16 protein-coding genes are annotated in these 20,328 nt (G+C 71.2%); 2 read left to right on the forward strand and 14 right to left on the reverse strand.

The genetic code is table 11. The features are described 5' to 3' along the window. Positions 1–38: 38 nt before the first annotated feature. The 9 genes from narI to AC3DEV_RS15705 form a co-directional block, all read right to left on the reverse strand. A complete protein-coding gene (gene narI, locus AC3DEV_RS15665; protein WP_119193031.1) occupies positions 39–860 on the reverse strand; it encodes a respiratory nitrate reductase subunit gamma in 822 nt (273 codons plus the stop codon). After that, on the reverse strand, positions 857–1,579 hold the full coding sequence (gene narJ, locus AC3DEV_RS15670) for a nitrate reductase molybdenum cofactor assembly chaperone (RefSeq protein WP_488372693.1): 723 nt from the start codon (positions 1,577–1,579) through the stop codon (positions 857–859). The genes narI and narJ overlap by 4 nt, the downstream gene beginning before the upstream one ends. A gap of 4 nt (positions 1,580–1,583) precedes the next feature. Next, positions 1,584–3,239 carry a nitrate reductase subunit beta gene (gene narH / locus AC3DEV_RS15675; protein ID WP_069390164.1) on the reverse strand — a complete coding sequence of 552 codons (1,656 nt, stop codon included), beginning with the start codon at positions 3,237–3,239 and terminating at the stop codon, positions 1,584–1,586. Further along, the gene (locus tag AC3DEV_RS15680; RefSeq protein ID WP_488372694.1) at positions 3,239–7,012 is read right to left on the reverse strand and encodes a nitrate reductase subunit alpha; all 3,774 of its coding nucleotides are present in this window, start codon (positions 7,010–7,012) and stop codon (positions 3,239–3,241) included. Before AC3DEV_RS15680 ends, narH begins: the two co-directional genes overlap by 1 nt. Next, positions 7,009–8,286, reverse strand: coding sequence for an MFS transporter (locus AC3DEV_RS15685; protein WP_208636649.1), 1,278 nt, complete (start codon positions 8,284–8,286; stop codon positions 7,009–7,011). The genes AC3DEV_RS15680 and AC3DEV_RS15685 overlap by 4 nt, the downstream gene beginning before the upstream one ends. 233 nt (positions 8,287–8,519) lie before the next feature. Continuing rightward, positions 8,520–9,797, reverse strand: coding sequence for a globin domain-containing protein (locus tag AC3DEV_RS15690; RefSeq protein WP_271799086.1), 1,278 nt, complete (start codon positions 9,795–9,797; stop codon positions 8,520–8,522). A 98-nt stretch (positions 9,798–9,895) separates the two neighbouring features. After that, on the reverse strand, positions 9,896–10,360 hold the full coding sequence (locus AC3DEV_RS15695) for an RrF2 family transcriptional regulator (RefSeq protein ID WP_067715137.1): 465 nt from the start codon (positions 10,358–10,360) through the stop codon (positions 9,896–9,898). A 123-nt stretch (positions 10,361–10,483) separates the two neighbouring features. Then, positions 10,484–12,292: an NTP transferase domain-containing protein gene (locus tag AC3DEV_RS15700; protein WP_488372695.1), complete on the reverse strand. Its 1,809-nt coding sequence runs from the start codon at positions 12,290–12,292 to the stop codon at positions 10,484–10,486. Beyond that, a complete protein-coding gene (locus AC3DEV_RS15705) occupies positions 12,289–12,876 on the reverse strand; it encodes a TetR/AcrR family transcriptional regulator (RefSeq protein WP_182635173.1) in 588 nt (195 codons plus the stop codon). Before AC3DEV_RS15705 ends, AC3DEV_RS15700 begins: the two co-directional genes overlap by 4 nt. 94 nt (positions 12,877–12,970) lie before the next feature. Between AC3DEV_RS15705 and AC3DEV_RS15710 the strand changes: the two genes are divergently transcribed. Beyond that, positions 12,971–14,605, forward strand: a complete 1,635-nt coding sequence (locus AC3DEV_RS15710) for an MFS transporter (protein ID WP_488372696.1) — start codon at positions 12,971–12,973, stop codon at positions 14,603–14,605. Here the strand turns inward: AC3DEV_RS15710 and AC3DEV_RS15715 are convergent. The 5 genes from AC3DEV_RS15715 to cysK form a co-directional block, all read right to left on the reverse strand. Continuing rightward, the gene (locus AC3DEV_RS15715) at positions 14,583–14,903 is read right to left on the reverse strand and encodes a rhodanese-like domain-containing protein (protein WP_256821314.1); all 321 of its coding nucleotides are present in this window, start codon (positions 14,901–14,903) and stop codon (positions 14,583–14,585) included. The genes AC3DEV_RS15710 and AC3DEV_RS15715 overlap by 23 nt on opposite strands. Positions 14,904–14,953: 50 nt before the next feature. Continuing rightward, positions 14,954–15,775, reverse strand: coding sequence for a formate dehydrogenase accessory sulfurtransferase FdhD (gene fdhD / locus AC3DEV_RS15720; protein WP_206474449.1), 822 nt, complete (start codon positions 15,773–15,775; stop codon positions 14,954–14,956). Beyond that, the gene (locus tag AC3DEV_RS15725; protein ID WP_488372697.1) at positions 15,723–17,045 is read right to left on the reverse strand and encodes a glycosyltransferase 87 family protein; all 1,323 of its coding nucleotides are present in this window, start codon (positions 17,043–17,045) and stop codon (positions 15,723–15,725) included. The genes fdhD and AC3DEV_RS15725 overlap by 53 nt, the downstream gene beginning before the upstream one ends. A 125-nt stretch (positions 17,046–17,170) precedes the next feature. After that, positions 17,171–17,779, reverse strand: a complete 609-nt coding sequence (gene epsC / locus AC3DEV_RS15730; protein ID WP_488372698.1) for a serine O-acetyltransferase EpsC — start codon at positions 17,777–17,779, stop codon at positions 17,171–17,173. Beyond that, the gene (gene cysK, locus AC3DEV_RS15735; RefSeq protein ID WP_488372699.1) at positions 17,779–18,714 is read right to left on the reverse strand and encodes a cysteine synthase A; all 936 of its coding nucleotides are present in this window, start codon (positions 18,712–18,714) and stop codon (positions 17,779–17,781) included. Before cysK ends, epsC begins: the two co-directional genes overlap by 1 nt. A gap of 174 nt (positions 18,715–18,888) precedes the next feature. Here cysK and AC3DEV_RS15740 point away from each other — a divergent pair. Then, on the forward strand, positions 18,889–20,328 hold a 1,440-nt coding region (locus tag AC3DEV_RS15740), incomplete at its 3' end, for an AMP-dependent synthetase/ligase (RefSeq protein WP_488372700.1).

Raw genomic sequence — 20,328 nt, forward strand, 5'->3', positions numbered from 1 at the left:
GTCGCGCGGGCGTCGGGAGGCTGCGTGACCGGGTCACCTCAGTGACGTGGTACGCGGCTCGATCCGGACCGGGCCCGCCCGGCGCCGATCTCGCGGCTCACGTCGCCGACGTCCTCGCGCATCCAGCCCCGGCGGTACGGGCGGTTGCCGAACTGGCCTGCCGGACGCGACCGGTACACGACGTAGGGACGCCACAGGTAGCCGATCGGCGCGGAGAACACGTGGACCAGGCGGGTGAACGGCCAGATGGCGAACAGCAGGAACGCCACGATCGCGTGCAGCTTGAACGACATGGGCGCGGACAGCATCAGTGCCGGATCGGGCTGGAACCAGAAGATGCCTCGGAACCACACCGACAGCTCCTCGCGGTAGTCGTAGTGGCTGAGGATGTTGCCGACGATGGTGTTGGCCATGCCCAGGAAGATCGTCGCGGCCAGGAAGACGTACATGACCTTGTCGTTGACGGTCGTGGCGGAGAAGACCGGCCCGACCGTGCGGCGACGGTAGATGAGGATCACGAGTCCGACCACGGTGCAGAAGCCGGCGATCGCCCCGGTGATCACCGCGATCCAGTGGTAGGCGTCGTTGCTGATGCCCACGGCCTCGGTCCACGACTTCGGGATGACCAGGCCGATGATGTGGCCGCCGACCACGAAGAGGATGCCGAAGTGGAACAGGGGGCTGCCCCAGCGGAGCAGGCGCGACTCGTAGAGCTGACTGGAACGGGTGGTCCACCCGAACTTGTCGTAGCGGTACCGCCACCAGTGGCCCACGACGAAGATCGCCAGGCACACGTACGGCAGGATCACCCAGAGGAAGATGTCCGGGATCGTCACCTCGGCTGCAGTCGTTCCGATCATGGCCGGGCCCCGCTTTCCAGGTAGGACGAGGAGGTGAACGCCTCCAGGCCGACTTCCTCGTCGGGAGGCCCCTGGGCGACGAGTCTGCTGACGGCGTCGCGGTCGTGCCCGCCGATAGCCGGGAGGGTGGCCGAGACGGTCTCCAGCGCGCCGGTCCAGGGCGAGCCGCGGTCAGCCAACGAGATCCGCAGCAACTCGAGACCGGCGCGGTGCTGGACGAGCAGCGCACGGCAGCCGTCGAGATCGCACTGCGCACCGAACTCGAGGACCACGCCGAGGTGGTCGGGGAGCTCCCCGGCCCCGAGTTCGGCACCGGCCGCCTTGTACGTCTCGATGAAGTCGACGAGTGCGGTGCCGCGCTTGCGGGTGTCCCCGTACCGGTAGTAGGTCAGGTAGAGGCAGCAGCGGCGCCGCATGTCGAACGTCTCGACGTACTCCGACTGCAGCTCGTCGAGGGGGGTCGACTCCAGATGGTCGACCAGACCCAGCAGTGGCCGCGCGACGGCGCCCCGCTCTTCGGCCAGTTCGCGGACGAGCGGGAGCCGGTCGATCAGCTCGGCGGTCGGGTAGTCGATCAGCAGTGAGACGGCCTGGTAGAGCGCGGGGTCGCCGGGCGCGCCGCGGCCCACCGCCGGCCCGCTGCCGGGGCCCACCGCCCGACGCACCCGCGCGAACAGGTCGCTCCCGAAGTCGGTTCCGGCCAGGAATTGTGCACCCATCGCGTCAGTCCTTGCTTCCGGGGAACAGGCCGCCCGTGCCGAGACCGTCCCAGTTGAGGAGGTTGACCCTCCTCGACTTGTCGCCCGGGGAGGCGATGGTGTCCGAGGTCTGCCGCTGTTTGAGGGCGTGGAAGCTCTCGACGGCGATCGGCAGGGCCTGGTCACCCGAGCCCTCGCCGAACGGCCCGGACTCGCCCATCATCCCGGGCCCGCCCTCGTAGTCCAGGCTGCACTCGGTGGCCAGTTCCTCCAGCGAGTGGGCCTGTTCCTGGTGGGCGGTGGGGATCACGTAGCGCTCGTCGTAGTGGGCCAGGGCCAGGAGTCGGTACATGTCGTAGACGTCCTCCTCGGTCATCCCGACGGCGTCGCAGATCTCCGCGCGGGGTTCGCGACCGAGGTTGATGTCACGCATGTAGGTGCGCATCGCGGCCAGCCGGTTGAGCACCACCTGGATGGCGTCCACGTCACCCGCGGTGAACAGCTCCGCGAGGTACTCCATGGGAATGCGCATGGTGTCGATGGCGCCGAAGAGGGTGTCGGCGTCCTCGCCGTCACCACCGTCCGCGGCGACCCGGTCGACGATGGGCGACAGCGGCGGGACGTACCAGACCATCGGCATGGTGCGGTACTCCGGATGCAGCGGCAGGGCCACCTCGAACCGGGAGATGAGCTGCCAGATCGGCGACCGCTGGGCGCCCTCGACCCAGTCGTCCGGGATGCCGGCCTCGCGGGCCGCGGCGACCACCTCGGGATCGTTCGGGTCGAGGAAACACGAGCGCTGCGCGGCGAGCAGCTTGTGCTCGTCCGGCTCGGAGGCCGCCTCGAGCACCCTGTCGGCGTCGTAGAGGATGAGTCCGATGTACCGCAGGCGTCCCACGCACGTCTCCGAGCACACGGTGGGGATGCCCACCTCGACGCGGGGGAAGCAGAACGTACATTTCTCGGCCTTGCCCGTGCGGTGGTTGAAGTACACCTTCTTGTACGGGCAGCCGGTCACGCACTGGCGCCAGCCGCGGCAGCGGTCCTGGTCCACCAGGACGATGCCGTCCTCGACCCGCTTGTACATCGCGCCCGACGGGCACGAGGACACGCACGACGGGTTGAGGCAGTGCTCGCAGATGCGCGGCAGGTAGAACATGAAGGTCTCGGAGAACTCCGCCTTGATCTCCTCGCTCACCTTGGCCAGGATCGGGTCGTCCTTCAGGTGGGTGGGGGAACCGCCCAGGTCGTCGTCCCAGTTGGCGGACCACGAGATCTTCATCGGCTTGCCGCTGATGAGCGAGTACGGCCGGGCTACCGGCGTGTGCTCCTGCAGGGGCGAGGACACGAGCGTGTCGTAGTCGTACGTCCACGGCTCGTAGTAGTCGTCGATCGACGGCATCGTGGGGCTGGAGAAGATCTGGAGCAGCTTCTTCATCCGCCCGCCGGCCTTGAGCCTGAGCTGGCCGTTCTTGCCGAGTTCCCAGCCGCCCTTCCACCGCTCCTGGTCCTCGTACGTCCGGGGATACCCCTGCCCGGGTCGGGTCTCGACGTTGTTCCACCACATGTACTCGGTGCCGGACCGGTTGGTCCACGCCTGCTTGCAGGTCACCGAGCAGGTGTGGCAGCCGATGCACTTGTCCAGGTTCATCACCATGGACATCTGGGCCATGACGCGCATCAGTACTGCACCTCCTGGGAGCGACGGCGGATGACCGTCACCTCGTCACGTTGGTTTCCGGTGGGGCCGATGTAGTTGAACGCGTAACTGAAGTGCGCGTACCCGCCGATGAGATGGCTCGGTTTGATCAGGATGCGGGTTGCCGAGTTGTGGATACCGCCGCGCTTGCCCGACGCCTCCGCGATCGGCACGTCGACCACGCGGTCCTGCGCGTGGTGCATGTAGACCGTTCCGGCCGGCATGCGGTGGGAGACGATGGCGCGGGCGACGACGACGCCGTTGCGGTTGACCGCCTCGATCCAGTCGTTGTCCACGACGCCGATGAGCTCGGCGTCCTCCTTGCTGATCCAGATGGTCGGCCCGCCGCGGGACAGGCTGAGCATGAGGAGGTTGTCCTGGTACTCCGAGTGGATCGACCACTTGTTGTGCGGGGTGAGGTAGCGGACGGTCAGCGCCGCGCCGCCGGACCCGTCATCCGAGCCGAGGACGGGCTCGCCGTAGAGCTGGTGCATGTTGAGCGGCGGCCGGTACACCGGCAGTTGCTCGCCCATCTCGGCCATCCAGTCGTGGTCCATGAAGAACTGCATCCGCCCGGTGAGCGTGTGCCACGGCTTGAGCCGCTCGACGTTGATGACGAACGCGCTGTACCGCCGGCCGCCGTGCTCGGACCCCGACCACTCGGGGGACGTGATGACCGGCTGGGGCCGGGACTGGGTGTCCGCGAAGGTGATGCGCTTGCCCTCCTCGCCCCGCGACAGGTCCGCCAGCTCGCGGCCGGTCCGGGCCTCGAGCTGCTCGAACCCCTGCGTCGCCAGCCGTCCGTTGGTCGTCCCGGACAGGGTGAGGATCGCCTCGCACATCCGGATGTCGGTGTCGAGCCGCGGTCGACCCTTCCCGACGCCCTTGCGGGTCTCGCCGTTGGCCTTGAGCAGGACCCCGATCTCCTTGTCGGGTTTGAGCATGAGTCCCTTGACGGGCATGCCGACCTTCTCCGCGAGCGGGCCGAGCGACCCGAACTTCTCCCCGAGTAGGCGGTAGTCGCGCTCGACCGCAGTGATCTTGGGGAAGTTCTTCCCCGGGACGGGCTCACACGAGCCGTCCTTCCAGTCCGAGACCGTGCCGCCCGGGTTGGCGAGCGCGTCCGGGGTGTCGTGCCCCAGGGGCGTCGCCACCACATCGGTCCGGATGTCGAGGTGACCGTGGCTGAGCTCGGAGACCTTCTCGGCGAGGAGGCGGAACGTCTCGAAGTCCGTCTTGGTCTCCCACGGCGGGTTGATGGCGGCGTTGAACGAGTGCACGAAGGGGTGCATGTCCGTCGACGACAGGTCGTGCTTCTCGTACCAGGTGGCCGCGGGGAACACCAGGTCGGAGAACAGGGTCGTGGACGTCATCCGGAAGTCGAGCGTGGTGAGCAGGTCCAACTTGCCGTCCTCGGCGTCCTCCCGCCACACCATGTCCCGCCCGCGGTGGCCCTCCGGCGCCTGGTCGGCGCGCAGTGACGAGTCGGTGCCCAGCAGGTGCTGGAGGAAGTACTCGTCACCCTTGGCCGACGACCCGAGCAGGTTGGAGCGCCACACGGTGAGCACCTTGGGCGCGTTGCCGGGGCCGTCCGGGTCCTCGGCCGCGAACCGCAGTGACCCGTCCTTGATCCGGCCCACCACGTGATCGGCCGCCGGCACCCCGGCGTCGGCGGCCTCCGCGCCCAGGTCCAGCGGGTTGGCGTCGAAGGTCGGGTAGGACGGCATCCAGCCCAGCCGGGCCGACATCGCGACGAGGTCCGGGGTGCTCAGGCCGGCGAAGCGATTCTCGCCGGTGGCGGCGGTCAGGACGTCGGCCCCGTAGGAGTCGTACTTCCACTGCCCGGTGTGCAGGTAGAAGAAGGCGGTGGCGATCATCTGCCGGGGCGGGCGTGACCAGTCCAGGCCCATTCCCACCTGCTGGAACCCGGTCAGCGGCCGGACCTTCTCCTGCCCGACGTAGTGGGCCCAGCCGCCACCGTTGACACCCTGCGTCCCGGTGAGGATGGTCAGCGCCAGGAAGGCCCGGTAGATGACGTCGGAGTGGAACCAGTGATTGGTGCCGGCGCCCATGAGGATCATGGACCGGCCGCCGGACTCGAGGGCGTTGCGGGCGAACTCGCGACCGATCCGTTCGGCCTGGGCGGCCGGCACGCCGGTGTGCTGCTCCTGCCATGCCGGGGTGTAGGGCTCGAGGTCGTCGTAACCGCTCGGCCAGCTGCCCGGCAGGCCCTGGCGGGCCACGCCGAACTGCGCCATCATCAGGTCCAGGACGGTGGTGACGCGCAGGTCCTCGCCGTCGTCACCCCTCACCGTCCGGTAGGGCACCCCGCGGGTGATGGTCCCGGCGTCGCCACGCACGGTGTCGAAGCGCGGCAGGACGATCTCGGCGGTGCCCTCCAGGGTGTCGAGCAGGCTCAACGCGGGGTCGATGTCACCCAGGTCGAGGTTCCAGTTCCCGGCGCCCTGCTCGCCGAACCGGTCGCCCAGGGTGCCGTTCGGCACCACCGGGCGCCCGGTCACGGCGTCCATGAGGACGGTCTTGTTCGCGGCGTTCTCACCCGGGGCCGCTTCGAGCACGCCGTCGGCGAGCATGTCCGCCGTGACGAACTTGTGCGGGACCACCGACCCGTCCCCGCGCGTGCGCAGGGTGATGAGGAACGGCAGATCCGTGTACTTCTTGGCGTACGACTCGAACTCCGGCGTGGACCGGCGGGCGTAGAACTCGGTGAGGACGACGTGCACCATCGCCATCGCGAGGGCGCCGTCGGTGCCGGGGTGCGGGTGCATCCACTCGTCGGCGAACTTGGTGTTGTCCGCGTAGTCGGGGGAGACCACCACCACCTTCTGGCCCCGGTAGCGGGCCTCGGTCATGAAGTGGGCGTCCGGGGTGCGGGTGACGGGGACGTTGGAGCCCCACATGATGAGGTAGGACGAGTTGAACCAGTCCGCGGACTCGGGGACGTCGGTCTGGTCGCCGAACACCTGCGGTGAGGCCACGGGCAGGTCCGCGTACCAGTCGTAGAACGACAGCATGGAGCCGCCGAACAACTCGATGAAGCGGGAGCCGGCGCCGAACGAGGCCATGGACATCGCCGGGATGGGCGAGAACCCGGCGACCCGGTCCGGGCCGGAGGTTGTGGCCGTGTAGACGTGGGCGGCGGCGGCGATCTCCATCGCGTCCTCCCACCGGCAGCGCACCAGTCCGCCGTGGCCGCGGGCCCGCTTGTAGTAGGCGGTCTTCTCGTGGTCCTCGACGATCGAGGCCCACGCGTCCACCGGGTCGGAGTGCTCCGCGCGGGCCGCGCGCCACAGCTCCATCAACCGGCCACGGATGTAGGGGTAGCGCACGCGGGTGGGGGAGTAGGTGTACCAGGAGAAGGCGGCGCCGCGCGGGCAGCCGCGCGGCTCGTAGCCGGGCATGTCGTCGCCGATGTCCGGGTAGTCGGTCTGCTGCGACTCCCAGGTGATGATTCCCTCCTTGACGTACACCTTCCACGAGCACGAGCCCGTGCAGTTGACGCCGTGCGTGGAGCGGACCACCTTGTCGTGACTCCAGCGGTCGCGGTAGAACACGTCCGACTCCCGCCCGCCGGAGTGCGTGACGGTCCGCAGGTCGTCGGACGCCTGCCCGCGGCGGAAGAACCGGCCGGCCCGCAGCAGGGCATCGGAGGCGGGGCCGTCCATTCGAGCGGACCCGGTGCCGCGGCCCTCCGGCGTCGGCGAGGCGGGGCGGGGGGAGTCGATGCTGGTCATGCCGGGGTCCTTTCCGTGGCGGCGGGCTCACTGCGACGGGTACGGAGGAACCACAGCCAGGTGAGGGCGGCGGTGGCGATCGAGAGGACGAAGAGCAGGAGCAGCCCGACGCGGTAGTTGCCGTGGGCGGTCCAGAAGTAGCCGAGCAACAGCGGCGGGACGAAGCCGCCGAGACCGCCGACGGCACCGACGATGCCGGTGACCGACCCGACCGCGGTGGGCTCGACCAGTTCGGCCACCAGGGCGAACACCGCGCCGGAGGCGGTGCCCAGAGACGCGGCCATGAACAGGAAGACCGCCGTCCCGACGGGGTAGAAGGTGCCGGCATCCGCGCTGACGAGCGGCATGCGCTCCGTCGCGGCGGCGGCCATCAACCCGGTGACGGTGTAGCTCACGATGAGCACCCAGGCGCCGGGGAACCTGTCGGCCAGCGCGCCGCCGAGGGGTCGGCAGGCCACCGCGATCACCACGAACACGGCGGTCCGCAGGGCCGCGTCCTCCGTCTCCAACTCGTAGAAGTTGTGCAGGTACGTGGGCAGATAGACGGAGAACGCCACGAACCCGCCGAAGCCCATCGCGTAGAGCCAGGCCAGTTTGAGGGTGACGGGACGGGCGAGGGTCCTGGCCGCCTTGACCACCCAGTTTCCCTGGGCGGGCGTCCAGGTCGGCGAGTTCTTCAGGAGCATCCGGGCGACGACCGCGTACACGGCCAGCAGGATCGCGACCAGGACGAACGGCGCCTGGTCGCCGAACGCCTCGCGGAGCCGCAGGGTCGTGAACGCGGCGATGGCCGTGCCGCCCATGCCGGCGCCGAAGATGCCGATCGCCGTGCCGCGCCGGTTCGGCGGGAACCAGGAGTTGACGGTGGGGACGCCGACGGCGAACGAGGTGCCGCCGATGCCCAGGAAGAAACCGCCGATGAGCAGGACGGTCAGGCTGTTGTCGACGAACCCGACGAACAGCGTGGGGAGGATCGTCAGCGCGGCGATCAGCGGGAACATCGTGCGGCCGCCGAGGCGGTCGGTGAGCGCACCGACGGGGATCCGGCCGAGTGACCCGACCACGACCGGCAACGCCACGACGAGCGATTGTTGGAACGACGTCAGTCCCAACTGGTCCTTGTATGTCGCGCCCAGCGGTCCCATCAGGGCCCAGGCCCAGAAGGTGAGAAGGAATCCCGAGAAGCACAGGGCCAGTGCGAGGTTCGCTTTCCCCGGGTCGGGGACGACAGGGGGCCCCGCATCGCGGGTCGCGGAATCTGGTGCTGAGGACACCATGGGTCCTTTCGCGTCGGCTCTCGCTGCGTCGGATCTGTGTTTTGTCTCGCTGCGCCGGGCCAGTTCGAGGGGGAACCGCCCGGACCCCGAGTGTCTGCCAGATCGCGGCGAGCGTCCGCGAGTTCGTCCACACGCCCACGAGTTGTTATAGGTCAAATACACTCCGCGACGCGCCTTTCGGGGCTGCGCGTGGGCCCGGACGGAGGCCATCCGGGCCCACGCCGGCGGGACTACACCAGCCAGTCGTTCGGGGCGAACAGCTCCGCGTGGAGCCGCTCGGCGGGCACGCCGGCCTCGAGGAACTGCGGGCGCAGTGACTGGAGGAACCCGGTCGACCCGCAGAGGAAGACGTGCGCCCCCTCGGGGAGTTCGACGGTCGCCAGGTCCATGAATCCCCGGTGGACCGCGCCCGGGCCGGCGACGGTGTCCGCCCCCTGCTCGTACCAGGTGTGGACCTCGGCGTCGGCGAGCAGCGAGGACTCGCCCGCGACCTCCTCGGCGAGGACGTGGTCGGCCGGCGAGCGGTCGGCGTGCAGGACGAGCACGCGACGGGTGTCCTCCGTCGCCGACAGGTGGGCGACCATCCCGAGCATCGGGGTGATGCCGATCCCGGCCGAGCAGAGGACCACGGGCGCGGCGTCCTGGTCCCGGCCGATCCCGGCGGCGTCCAGGACGAGGTCGCCGAACGGGAGGGTGACCTGGATCGTGGTGCCGACCTCGGCGTGGGCGTGCAGCCAGCCCGAGACCTCGCCGGCGGGGCAGCCGAGCCCGCCCCGGACCTCGGCGTCGACCCGGCGGACGCCGATGCGCCACGTGCCGTCGCCCGGTGCCGTCGACAGGGAGTACTGACGCAGCTGGCGCGCGCCGTCGGGCAGGACCACGCCGACGGAGGTGTACTGGCCCGGACGGAAGTCGGGCAGCGGCTCGCCGTCCGGACCACCGAGGGTGATCACGGTGACCGAGTCCGTCACGTCCTCCCGGGAGATCACGGTGGCGGTGCGGAAGACGTCCCCCGGTTCCACCTGCGCCTCGGCGTAGAGGGCCTTCTCGAAGTCCACCAGGACGGCGGCCATGATCCAGTAGACCTCGTCCCACGCCGCCGCGACCTCCGGGGTGATCGCCTCGCCCAGGACCTCCACGATCGCGCCGAAGAGGTAGTCGTGGACCACCTGGTACTGGTCGGGGGTGATGCCGAGGCTCGCGTGCTTGTGCCCGATCCGGGAGAGCATGTCGACCGGGCTCCGGCCGTCCACCAGCAGGGTGGCGAAGGTCGCGATCGACGCCGCGAGCGCGCGCTGTTGGGCGCCCAGCTTCTGGTTGCCGCGGTTGAAGGTGTCGCGGAGGAGCTCGGGGTTGTCGGCGAACATCGTCCGGTAGAAGACGGGCGTGATCTCGTCGATGTGGGCGCCGATGACCGGCAGGGTCGCGCGGATGACGGTGGCGTGTTCCTCGGACAGCTCGCGGGGGTGCGCGAGGATCGACTCCAGGGTGGTGAGCGACGTGGTCATGGGGGATCTCCTTCTCGGGGCGTGACGGGGTGGCCCGGGCACCGTGGGGGCCGGACTGCGGGGTGGGGGTGATGCGGGGTGGGGGGTGATGCGGGTGGTCAGGACCCCGGGCCGGGGTCCGGCCGTGGGGCGGTGGCGAGGCTGAGGGACACCTGCCGGGTGGGTGCCCGGACGATGCCCTCGACGGTGAGGGGGTCGAGGGCGGTGAAGAACGCCTCGCGAGCGTCGACGAGGGCTCGTCGCAGACCGCAGTTGCCCGCGAGCGGGCAGGGCGTCGGACCCTCGCACTGGACGACCTCGCCGGGGCCCTCCAGTTCGCGCAGCAATGACCCGACCGACTCGTGTCGGCCCGCCTCGGTGATGACGAGCCCCCCGCCCCGGCCGCGCCGGGACTCGGCGAGGCCCAGGTCGACGAGCCGGGAGACGATCTTGGCCACGTGGGAGGTCGAGGCGTTCACCGACTCCGCGATCGCCGCGGCGGTCATGCGGTCGCCGCGCTCATCGGCGACGGCGAGGCGCATGAGAGCGCGGAGCGCGAGATCGGAGGACCGGGACAGCTGCACAACGCCGAGCGTGCCATATTGCGAGCTGGCCGGGCGCATTTGATGCCGGTGATCTCAAATACCTTCTGAACTGGTCATTTGGGGCCGCCCTCCGACCTGCGGGAACGCCCCGCCGCGGGCCGGTCAGATCCAGTCGATGATCTCCACGAGGTCGTCGGCCCCGGCGTCGGCGTCGGGGCCCCCGCCCTCGGGCACCACGGCCAGGGCGGGCGCGCCCGCCAGATCCGCCAGGTGCGCGGTGCGCACGCGGCCGGCCAGGTGCCAGCCGCCGGCGCCGTCCGGTCGGGCGGGCAGGATCCGCGAGCGGCCCGGGGTGGCCAGGTCGGCCAGTCCGTGGACGCGCCCCAGCATCGGTGTGCGCTGGCGTCCGGTGAGGGCGTCGACCAGCGCCCGGCCCGTGGTCGCCGCCGCGGACACCGCCGCCAGCGGATTACCCGGTAGCCCCAGCAGGATGCGCCCGTCGGCGAGGACGGCCACGAGTTGCGACCCTCCCGGGCGGACACGGACCCCGTCGAGGACGATCCGCGCGCCCGCGCGCGCCAGGGCCGGGCGCAGCAGATCGGCCACGCCGCGGCCGGTGGCGCCCACCAGCACCACCACGTCGCCGGCCGCCGCGTCCGCGGACCCGGGGCCGCCGCCGAGCAGCGCGTCGACCGCGTCCGGGGTGTCCGCGCAGTGACCGGGCGGGCCGACGCCGGCGAACCCCGCCCGCGCCAGGACCCCGCCGAGCAGCGGGCCGACCGTGTCGCGGATCCGGCCCGGCGGAAGCGGCGCGGGCGTGTCGGCGGGCAGGACCTCGTCACCGGTCGTGACCACCGCCGCGCGTACAGGCCCCCGGACCCGAGCGGCCGTCACCCCCGCGGACAGGGCCGCGGAGGCCAGCGCCGCGTCGAGCACCGCCCCCGCCGGGGCCAGTTCGTGACCGACCGGCCAGTCCTCGCCGACGGGGCGGAGGTCGTTCACCCCGTCGCCCCCCGGCAGTGCGGTGACCACCGGGGGGCCGGTGCGGGCCGGGGTCACCGTCACCAGTTCGTGCCGCAGCACGCGATCGCAGCCGGCGGGGGCCAGGGCGCCGGTCGCGATGGGCGCCGCCGTGCCGGGGGTCAGCGTCGCCGACGAGCCGTCCCCGGCGCGGCGGGCGGCGCCGGTCAGTCGCCACGGGCCGGGCCCGGCCAGCGCGTAACCGTCCATCGCCGACACCGGCCCCCGCGGCATCGGGTCCGCGGCGACCAGCGGTGAGGCGAGTACCGCGCCGACGGCTGCCAGGGGCGGGCGCACGTCCGCCGGCAGCGGGGTGAGCCCGGCGCGCAGGACCGCCCCCACCTGTGGGAGCGCGACCGGTCCGTGTCCGGCCAGGTCGGCCCACGTGTCCACGTCGCGCGCGGGGTCGCCGACGGGGACGCGGACGACCTCCTCGTCGTCGTACAGGGCCCGTACCGGTCGCCCGCCCACGCCGCCGTCGGCCTCCAGGGCGGCCAGGCGCGCGGCGAGGGCGCGGCGGTCCCACGCGGCGAGGAGGTACTGGTCGTGCCCGGCGACGTCGACGGCGAGTGCCGCGCCGGGGGCGTGGGTGGTGGCGGCGGGCCGGAGCGCGGCGAGGAGGGCGCGGAGGGTGGCGGCGTCGAGGTCCGGCAGGTCACAGGCGACGACGACGACGAGGTCGACCGACGGCGGGAGCGCCCGCAGTCCCGCGGCGATCCCGGCGACGGGTCCCGAGTGGGGCGGATCCTCGCGGGTGTCGCCCCCGGGGCCCACGGTGCGGACGGGGCCCGCCACCGCCCGGGCGGCGCCGAGCACCGACTCGACCATCGGCCGACCCGCCACCGCCAGTCGCGCCTTGTCGACCCCGCCGAGGCGACTCGCGCGACCCCCGGTGAGGACGATCGCGCCGACAGTGCTCGTGGGGTCGCTGCCGCTGCCGCTGCCCGTCATCCGGCGTCCCCGGCCAGGCGGCCGCGCAGGAAGTCGTCGACGAGCCGTTCCACGTCCCGCCCGGTGTACGGGCGCAGGCCGATCATGCGGGCCAGGACGACGGGGCCGGCCAGCTGCGCCACGGCCAGATCGCGGTCGCCGGGGATGAGGGCCCCGGACTCCTCCGCATCGGAGAGCACGGCGTGCAGGGGCTCGGTGTAGGACTCGACCACGCTGCGGCGGAGCCTGCCCACCTCGTCGTCGTCACCGGCGTCGCGGCCCATCGCCAGCCACCCCAACATCGACTGCTGGAGCGGCGCGTCCTGGATGAGCTGCGTCATCGAGGCGGCCAGGTGCACGAGCTGCTCCCGGACGGGCAGGTCGGCCGGAGGGCGTGTCGGGGTGGGCAACAGCCGCCGGAACGCTGCGGCGATGAGCGAGTCGGTAGACGGGAAGTTGCGGTACAGGGTGGTGCGGGCGACCCCCGACAGCCGGGTCACCGCGTCGACGGTCACCGCCGCCGCGCCGCCGGACAGCAGCAGCGATGACGCCGCGTCGAGCAACTTGCCCTGCGAGCGGGCGCGCCGCGGATCCGGGGTCGACATGGCCTCCATTGTGGCCTGTCCGGTGCGCTAGGGTGGGCGCACCATGCGATACCGACGGTATCGTTTCCGTGGAGCGGGGGCAGATGTGTTGGAGATGAGTGCGGGTCGGCGGCGGTGGCTGCTGGTCGTCAACCTCGTGGCCGTGTCCCTGGTGGTGGCCACGATGTCCGCCCTGTACACGTCCCTGCCGGACATCGCCGTGGACATCGGGGCCACCCAGGCCGAGCTGACGTGGATCGTCGACTCCTACACGCTGGCGCTGGCGGCACTCGTCCTCACCGCCGGTGCGCTGGGGGACCGCTTCGGCCGCCGGGCCACGCTCATCGTGGGCCTGGCGCTGTTCACGGTCTCCTCGGCGCTGCCCCTGTGGCTGGACTCGCCGCTGTGGGTGATCATGCTCCGTGCGGTGGCCGGAGTCGGCGCCGCCTTCGTCATGCCCTCCACGTTGTCCCTGCTCACGGCGAGCTTCCCGTCGGATCGTCGGGGCGCGGCCGTGGGCATGTGGGCCGGCTTCGCCGGGGTCGGCGGCATCATCGGCCTGCTGGGCTCCGGGCTCATGCTCAAGGTGTGGACCTGGAAGGCGATCTTCGGCGTGTACGCCGTCATCGGCCTGGTCGTCCTGGTCGCCGCCTTCACCATCGGCGAGTCCGTGGCCTCCCGCGTCGGTAGGCCCGACGTGTTCGGGGCGGTCTTCTCCGCCCTCGCCGTGGGCGGGGTGGTGTTCGGGCTCATCGAGGGCGCGCACACCAGCTACTCCGAGCCGTTGGTCATCGTGGCGCTCGTCGTGGCGGCGGCGAGCGTCGTGGCCTTCGTCCTGGTCGAGCTGCGCGTCGCGGACCCCCTGCTCGACGTGCGCTACTTCCGCCGACGAGGGTTCACCACCGGCTCGGTGTCGGTGGCGCTGCAGTTCCTCACCATCTTCGGGTTCTTCCTGCTCATCGTGCAGTTCCTCCAGCTGGTCAAGGACTACGACGCCCTGTTCGCCTCGCTGGCACTGGCTCCGATGGTCGTGCCGGTCATGGTCTTCTCGCTGCTGTCCCCGCGCCTCACCGCGGCCGTGGGGCTGCGGGCGGTGTCCGTGGTGGGCGTGGGGGCCATCGCGGCCGGGATGGTCTTCCTCTCCCGACTGTCCGTGCACTCCGGGTACTGGGACATCCTCTGGCCCATGCTGGTCGCGAGTATCGGGCTCGGCTTGTCGACCGCGCCTGCCACGTCGGCGATCGTCTCGGACATCCCGTCCGACGAGCAGGGCGTGGCCGCCGCCGTCAACGACGCGATGCGTGAGGTCGGCGCCGCGATCGGCATCGCGCTGTCGGGCAGCATCCTGGCCGGGCGCTACGCCGCGGGGATCGTCGACGTCCTGCCCGGCGTCCCCGAGGCCGGCCGGCAGGCGGTCGAGAGTTCGTTCGCCGGCGCCCGCGAATTCGGGGCCGCGGCCGGGCCGGCGGGGCAGGCCGTCGTTGACGCGGCCGCCGGGATCTTCGCCGACGGCATCTCGTCGGCGCTCTTCGCCCTGGGGATGGTGGCCGCGGGCGCGGCGGTCCTGCTGCTGTTCGTCGCGCCCGGTCGCGGGTACGTCGCGCTCGGGGACGCCGACACCGACACCGACACCGGCACGTCCGGCGACCCCGACCCCGGCGCCGATCCCGCCCCGGTCGGCGCGGCCGGTGGAACGAGTGGCTACCCGGTGGCCGGGTCGCAGGAGGTCAGGAGGCGTCCGGCCCGGTGACCACGGGCCGTCCGCTCGCGGCCCAGGCCTTGGTCCCTCCGTCGACGCTGACGGCGGGGATGCCCCGGGCCTCCAGCGTCCGGCAGGCGGACTTGCTGCGATTGCCGGACGCGCAGATCACGAAGACGGTGGTCCCCTCCGGCGCGATGTCCGGGGCGGAGGCGACATCGCCCAGGGGGATCAGGCGCGCGCCCGGGACGTGGCCCGCGACGTACTCGTGGGATTCGCGGACGTCGATGAGCGGGGCGCCCTGCTGGTGGTGGGAGGCGAACGTGTCTATGACTGTCGTGGAAACCATGCCCGAAATATACCCCAGGGGGTATCAAGCCCGCCAGGGGTGCGATGGAGTCAGTCGCGGATACGCTCGGGGTGGGAGTAGACGGTGGCGCGGTCGACCCGGCTGAAGGCGGCCAGGGTCACCCCGGTCTCGGCGGCGAGGTCCACCGCCAGCGACGACGGCGCGCTCACCGCGGACAGGAGCGGGATCCCCGCCATCGACGCCTTCTGCACGAGTTCGAACGAGGCCCGGCCGGAGACCTGCAGGATGGTCCCGCGCAGCGGCAATCGCCCCTCGCGCAACGCCCAGCCGACCACCTTGTCCACGGCGTTGTGCCGTCCCACGTCCTCACGCAGGCACAGCAGTTCGCCGGTGGGAGTGAACAACCCCGCCGCGTGGACGCCCCCCGTCTTGTCGAAGACCCGCTGGTGTTCGCGGAGCCGGTCGGGCAGGGACAGCAGGACCGCGGGATCGATGAGCGGCTCCGCCGGCTCGGCCGGGAAGTGGGTCGAGCGCCGGACCTCGTCGATCGAGTCCACGCCGCACACGCCGCAGGCGCTGCTCATGGTGGACGCCCGCGCGGAGCGGGGCTCCGGGATGTCCGGTGACAGGGTCACGGTGAGGGTGTTGTAGTCCTGTTCGGTCCGTCCGCTGACGGTGGTGCAGTAGCAGATCTCGGGCAGGTGCTCGCGGTTCCAGACGGCCCCCTCGGAGACCAGGTGCCCCGCCGCGAGGTCCATGTCGTCGCCCGGCGTCCGCATGGTCACGACGAACGGCTGGCCGCCGACCCTGATCTCGAGTGGTTCCTCGACGGCGAGCGTCGCCACCTCTCGCCTGACGTCACCCGCGGCGAGGATCCTGCGCGCCGGGTGACGAGTCGTCCGCCGTCCCATAGTCGCGCAGCCTAGCGCCGTCCGGGCCGGTGCGTAGGAGCAGGAGGGCGGCGAGCCCCACCGCGGCCAACCAGGTCAGCGGGTAGGCGTTGGTGATCACGGTGTAGATGACCGGCGGGATGTCGCCGCCGAGCATGAACAGGCCCATCGCCACCCAGCGGTCGTCCGGGAAGTTCGGGTCGGGGAAGCTCTGCACCCAGTTCGCGGTGGCCGCCCAGAGCAGCGCCGGCAGCAGCCAGAGATACCAGCGCCGGGCGGCGATCGCGTAGTGCACGGTCAGCACGAGTAGCGGGACGAACCACACCCAGTGGTGGCCCCAGGAGAACGGCGAGACCATGGTCATCGTCAGTCCGGCCAACGTCAGGGCGAGGAGCTGGTGCCCGGCGCGATGGGCCAGCGCGGCGACGCCCAGGCCGACGGCCGCCACCACCGCGGCCCCGAGCAGCCACGCCCAGGTGGGCGCCATCTCCGTGCCGGCGAGACGGGCCATGGCACCCCGCAGGGACTGGTTGGCCAACATGGCGTCGTGCCCGATCCGCTGGGACTCGAACAGGGTCCCCGACCAGTAGCCCGCGGCGTCGCGGGGGATCAGCACGAAGCCGAGGGCGACGGTGCCGCCGAACGCCGCCCCGGAGACGACGGCCATCCGCCAGCGTCCGGTGAGGACCCAGTGCGCCCAGAAGAACGCCGGGGTGAGTTTGATGCCCGCGGCCAGGCCCGAACCGATCCCCGCCCACCGGCGGCCCGACCTCCAGGCGAGGTGGTCGGCCAACACCGCCACCAGCAGCACGATGTTGATCTGGCCCAACCACACGGTGGTCCGCACCGGTTCGGTGGACAGGGCGATCAGCGCGAGACACAGCGAGACCTGGGCGGTGACCCGGTCCGGGCGGTAGTCCAGCGCACGGAGGCACATCCGGACCGCGAGGTAGAGCAGGACGAGGGTCAGCGCGAGCCACGCCGCCTCCATCAGCCGCGGGGTCACCAGGTCCAGAGGGGCGAACAGCAGCGCCGAGAACGGCGGGTAGGTGAACGGCATCTCCGGGTAGAAGCGCCCGGAGTCGTCACCCGAGAGCAGTCCGTCGTACAACGGGATCGAGTTCAGGACGGCGCTGCCGCCCCAGCGGTAGACGTTGACGTCGAGGAAGTTCCCGGTGATGCCCCACCACGGGGTCCGCTCGTCGGGCACCCGCAGCACCATGACCACCGAGGCGAGGGCCAGCAGCGCCAGCGGGGCGCGCAGCCAGTAGGTAGTCGGAAGCGTCCGCACAGCCGCAGAGCCTAGTCCGTCCGGCGCGCGGCGGCTCGGGGCCGGCTCGGCGTCAACGAGAAGACCGTTCCGCACGCCGTCACTCGGACGATGCGTGCGGAACGGTCTTCTCGAGGGGATCCGGCTCAGATGTAGATGGCCGGGTCGATGTAGAACTGCGCGTCGCGCAGTTCCTCCTTGGTGGACCTTGCCGGCCGTGCCTCGCCCGGGATGCCCACGACGATCGAGTCGGCGGGGGCGCTCTTGACGACGACGGCGTTGGCGCCGACCGAGGAGTCGTCACCGATCTCGACGGGTCCCAGGATCTTCGCGCCGGCGCCCACGGTCACGCGGTCGCCGAGCGTGGGATGGCGCTTGGTCTGCTTGAGCGAGACCCCGCCGAGGGTGACGCTGTGGTAGAGCATGCAGTCGTCGCCGATGTCCGCGGTCTCACCGATGACGACGCCCATCCCGTGGTCGATGAAGAAGCGTCGGCCGATGGTGGCGCCGGGATGGATCTCGATCCCCGTGAGGAATCGGGAGAACTGGGACAGGACGCGTCCGGCGGTGCGACCGAACCCGCCCGCGTTCCACATGCGGTGGGACAGACGGTGGATCCAGATCGCGTGCAGGCCGGAGTAGACGACCGCGTTCTCGACGTCACCGCGGGCGGCCGGGTCGTGGGCGCGCGCCGCGGCGAGGTCCTCGCGCAGAGTGCGCCAGAACCCCACCGGGCGGTCGGAGGTTCCCGACATCAGTCGCGGTAGTCCTCGAACAGCATCGTGGAGACGTAGCGCTCGCCGTAGTCGCACACGATGACGACGATGGTCTTGCCCGCGTTCTCGGGACGCTTGGCGATCTCGAGCGCGGCCCAGACGTTGGCGCCGGAGGAGATGCCGGCGAGGATGCCCTCCTCCTTGCCGAGACGCTTGGCGATCTCCAGCGAGTCCTCGAGGGTCACGTCGACGACCTCGTCGTAGATCTCACGGTCCAGGATCTCGGGCACGAAGTTGGCGCCCAGGCCCTGGATCTTGTGCGGACCGGCCTTGCCCTCGGTCAGCAGCGGGGAGTCCTTGGGCTCCACGGCCACGATCTGGATGTCGGACTTCTGCTCGCGCAGGTAGCCGCCGGCGCCGGAGATGGTGCCGCCGGTGCCGATGCCGGCCACGAAGACGTCGACCTCACCGGCCGTGTCCTCCCAGACCTCCGGGCCGGTGGTGCGGCGATGGACGTCCGGGTTCGCGGGGTTGGCGAACTGCCGGGCCAGGACCGCGTTCTCGCGGGTCGCCGCGACCTCCTCGGCCTTGGCGACCGCGCCCTTCATCCCCTCGGAGCCGGGGGTGAGGATGAGCTCGGCGCCGTAGGCGCGCATGACGGCACGGCGCTCGACCGACATGGTGTCGGGCATGACGATGACGGCCTTGAATCCGCGGGCCGCGGCGACCATGGACAGCGCGATACCGGTGTTGCCCGAGGTGCCCTCGACGATGGTGCCGCCCGGCTTGAGGCCGCCCGACGCCACCGCGTCGTCGATGATGGCCGCGCCGATGCGGTCCTTGACGCTGGCGGCCGGGTTCGCGGACTCGAGCTTGGCCAGGACGGTGGCCTGCAGTCCCTCGGTCAGGGAGTTGAGGCGGACCAGCGGGGTCTTGCCGATGGTCTCGCTGATGTCGGAGTAGATCTGCGCCATGTGGGGGTTCCGTTCTGAAGAATGAACAGGTCTGTCTATCCGTGAGTGTACGTGATCGGACGACATGGCACGAGGATGCGATCAGGGAATGGTCCCCTGATTGCCACGGGCGCCCGACGGGCCGATAATCGACTGCGCTCCATTTTCGTCGTCGTCCGAAAGGTCGCATCCCGCATGCGCGAGATCACCGTCCCCGCCCAGCGAACCTTCGCACGTTCCGACCTCATCCCGGTGGTGGCGCGAGGGCGCGCCGCCACGACGCCACGGGAGGTCCCGTTCGAGCATCACGTCGACGGCCGGTGGCGATCCGTCTCCAACGCCGAACTCGTCGAACGCGTGGACAGGATCGCGGCCGGACTCATCGCGGCCGGCGTCGAGCCCGGGGACCGGGTGGCGCTCATGGCCGGAACCCGCCTCGAATGGGTGCTGGTCGACCTCGCGGTCTGGACCGCCGGAGCCATCACCGTGCCGATCTACCCGTCGTCCTCGGCGGGGCAGCTCGAGTGGATCCTCGCCGACTCCGCTGCGAAGGTCCTCGTGGCCGAGAACGACGACCACGTCGTCGTCGTCGGAGATACCGAGGTCCCCGACACCTGCACCCGGATCCTCTACCTCGACGACGACGCCCTCGAGACCCTCGAGGCCGACGGCGAGGCCGTCGAGGCCGAGACCCTCGACGCCGCGGTGGCCACTCTCGAACCCGACACCCCCGCCTCGATCATCTACACCTCCGGCACCACCGGACGGCCGAAGGGCTGCGTGATCACCCACCGCAACCTCCTGTCGGAGTGTCACGCGCTGCTCGACCACCCCATCGGGTCGATGGCGCAGCAGGGCAAGAAGGTCCTGATGTTCCTGCCCCTGGCCCACGTGCTCGCCCGCGCCGTGACCTACACCGTCTACCTGGGTGACGCGACCGTCGGCTTCTGGGACGACACGTCCACCATCCTCCCGCGCTTCGCCGATTTCCGGCCGCACATGATCCTCGGGGTCCCACGCGTCTTCGAGAAGGTACGCGACGGGATCGCCACGAAGGCCGCCGCCAAGGGCGCGGTGCAGAGGGGCATCTTCGAGCGCGCCGAGACTGCCGCCATCGAGGACAGCCGGCTGCGCGGCAACGACGGGCTGGACGACGCCCGCCGACCCTCGCTCCTGCACGCCGCCCGGTACAAGGCGCTCGACCTGCTCGTCTACAAAGCCATACGCGAGGCGCTCGGCGGCCGGTGCGAGTACGCCATCTCCGGCGGCGGCGCCCTGCCCGACCGTATCTCGCACTTCTTCCGCGGAGCCGGCGTGCCCGTCTACGAGGGCTACGGTCTCACCGAGAGCACCGCCGCCGCCACCGTGAACGGCCCCGGCTGCCAGCGCATCGGCACCGTCGGGCGACCCGTGGCCGGGACGAGCGTCCGGATCGCCGACAGCGGAGAGGTGGAACTGGCCGGCGAGCTGATCTTCGACCGCTACTGGAACAACGAGGAGGCCACCGCCGAGGCCATCCGCGACGGCTGGTTCGCCACCGGTGACCTCGGTTCGCTCGACCAGGACGGCTACCTGACGATCACCGGTCGCGCCAAGGAGATCATCGTCACCGCCGGCGGCAAGAACGTCTCGCCG

The sequence above is a fragment of the Dietzia sp. IBK-p2-15D genome (genome assembly GCF_057773105.1).

Excerpts from the sequence above, each read along its gene's own strand:
- narI (WP_119193031.1), bottom strand. The coding sequence starts at position 860 with ATGATCGGAACGACTGCAGCCGAGGTGACGATCCCGGACATCTTCCTC.
- narJ (WP_488372693.1), bottom strand. The coding sequence starts at position 1,579 with ATGGGTGCACAATTCCTGGCCGGAACCGACTTCGGGAGCGACCTGTTC.
- narH (WP_069390164.1), bottom strand. The coding sequence starts at position 3,239 with ATGCGCGTCATGGCCCAGATGTCCATGGTGATGAACCTGGACAAGTGC.
- AC3DEV_RS15680 (WP_488372694.1), bottom strand. The coding sequence starts at position 7,012 with ATGACCAGCATCGACTCCCCCCGCCCCGCCTCGCCGACGCCGGAGGGC.
- AC3DEV_RS15690 (WP_271799086.1), bottom strand. The coding sequence starts at position 9,797 with ATGACCACGTCGCTCACCACCCTGGAGTCGATCCTCGCGCACCCCCGC.
- AC3DEV_RS15700 (WP_488372695.1), bottom strand. The coding sequence starts at position 12,292 with ATGACGGGCAGCGGCAGCGGCAGCGACCCCACGAGCACTGTCGGCGCG.
- AC3DEV_RS15705 (WP_182635173.1), bottom strand. The coding sequence starts at position 12,876 with ATGTCGACCCCGGATCCGCGGCGCGCCCGCTCGCAGGGCAAGTTGCTC.
- AC3DEV_RS15710 (WP_488372696.1), top strand. The coding sequence starts at position 12,971 with ATGAGTGCGGGTCGGCGGCGGTGGCTGCTGGTCGTCAACCTCGTGGCC.
- AC3DEV_RS15715 (WP_256821314.1), bottom strand. The coding sequence starts at position 14,903 with ATGGTTTCCACGACAGTCATAGACACGTTCGCCTCCCACCACCAGCAG.
- fdhD (WP_206474449.1), bottom strand. The coding sequence starts at position 15,775 with ATGGGACGGCGGACGACTCGTCACCCGGCGCGCAGGATCCTCGCCGCG.
- epsC (WP_488372698.1), bottom strand. The coding sequence starts at position 17,779 with ATGTCGGGAACCTCCGACCGCCCGGTGGGGTTCTGGCGCACTCTGCGC.
- cysK (WP_488372699.1), bottom strand. The coding sequence starts at position 18,714 with ATGGCGCAGATCTACTCCGACATCAGCGAGACCATCGGCAAGACCCCG.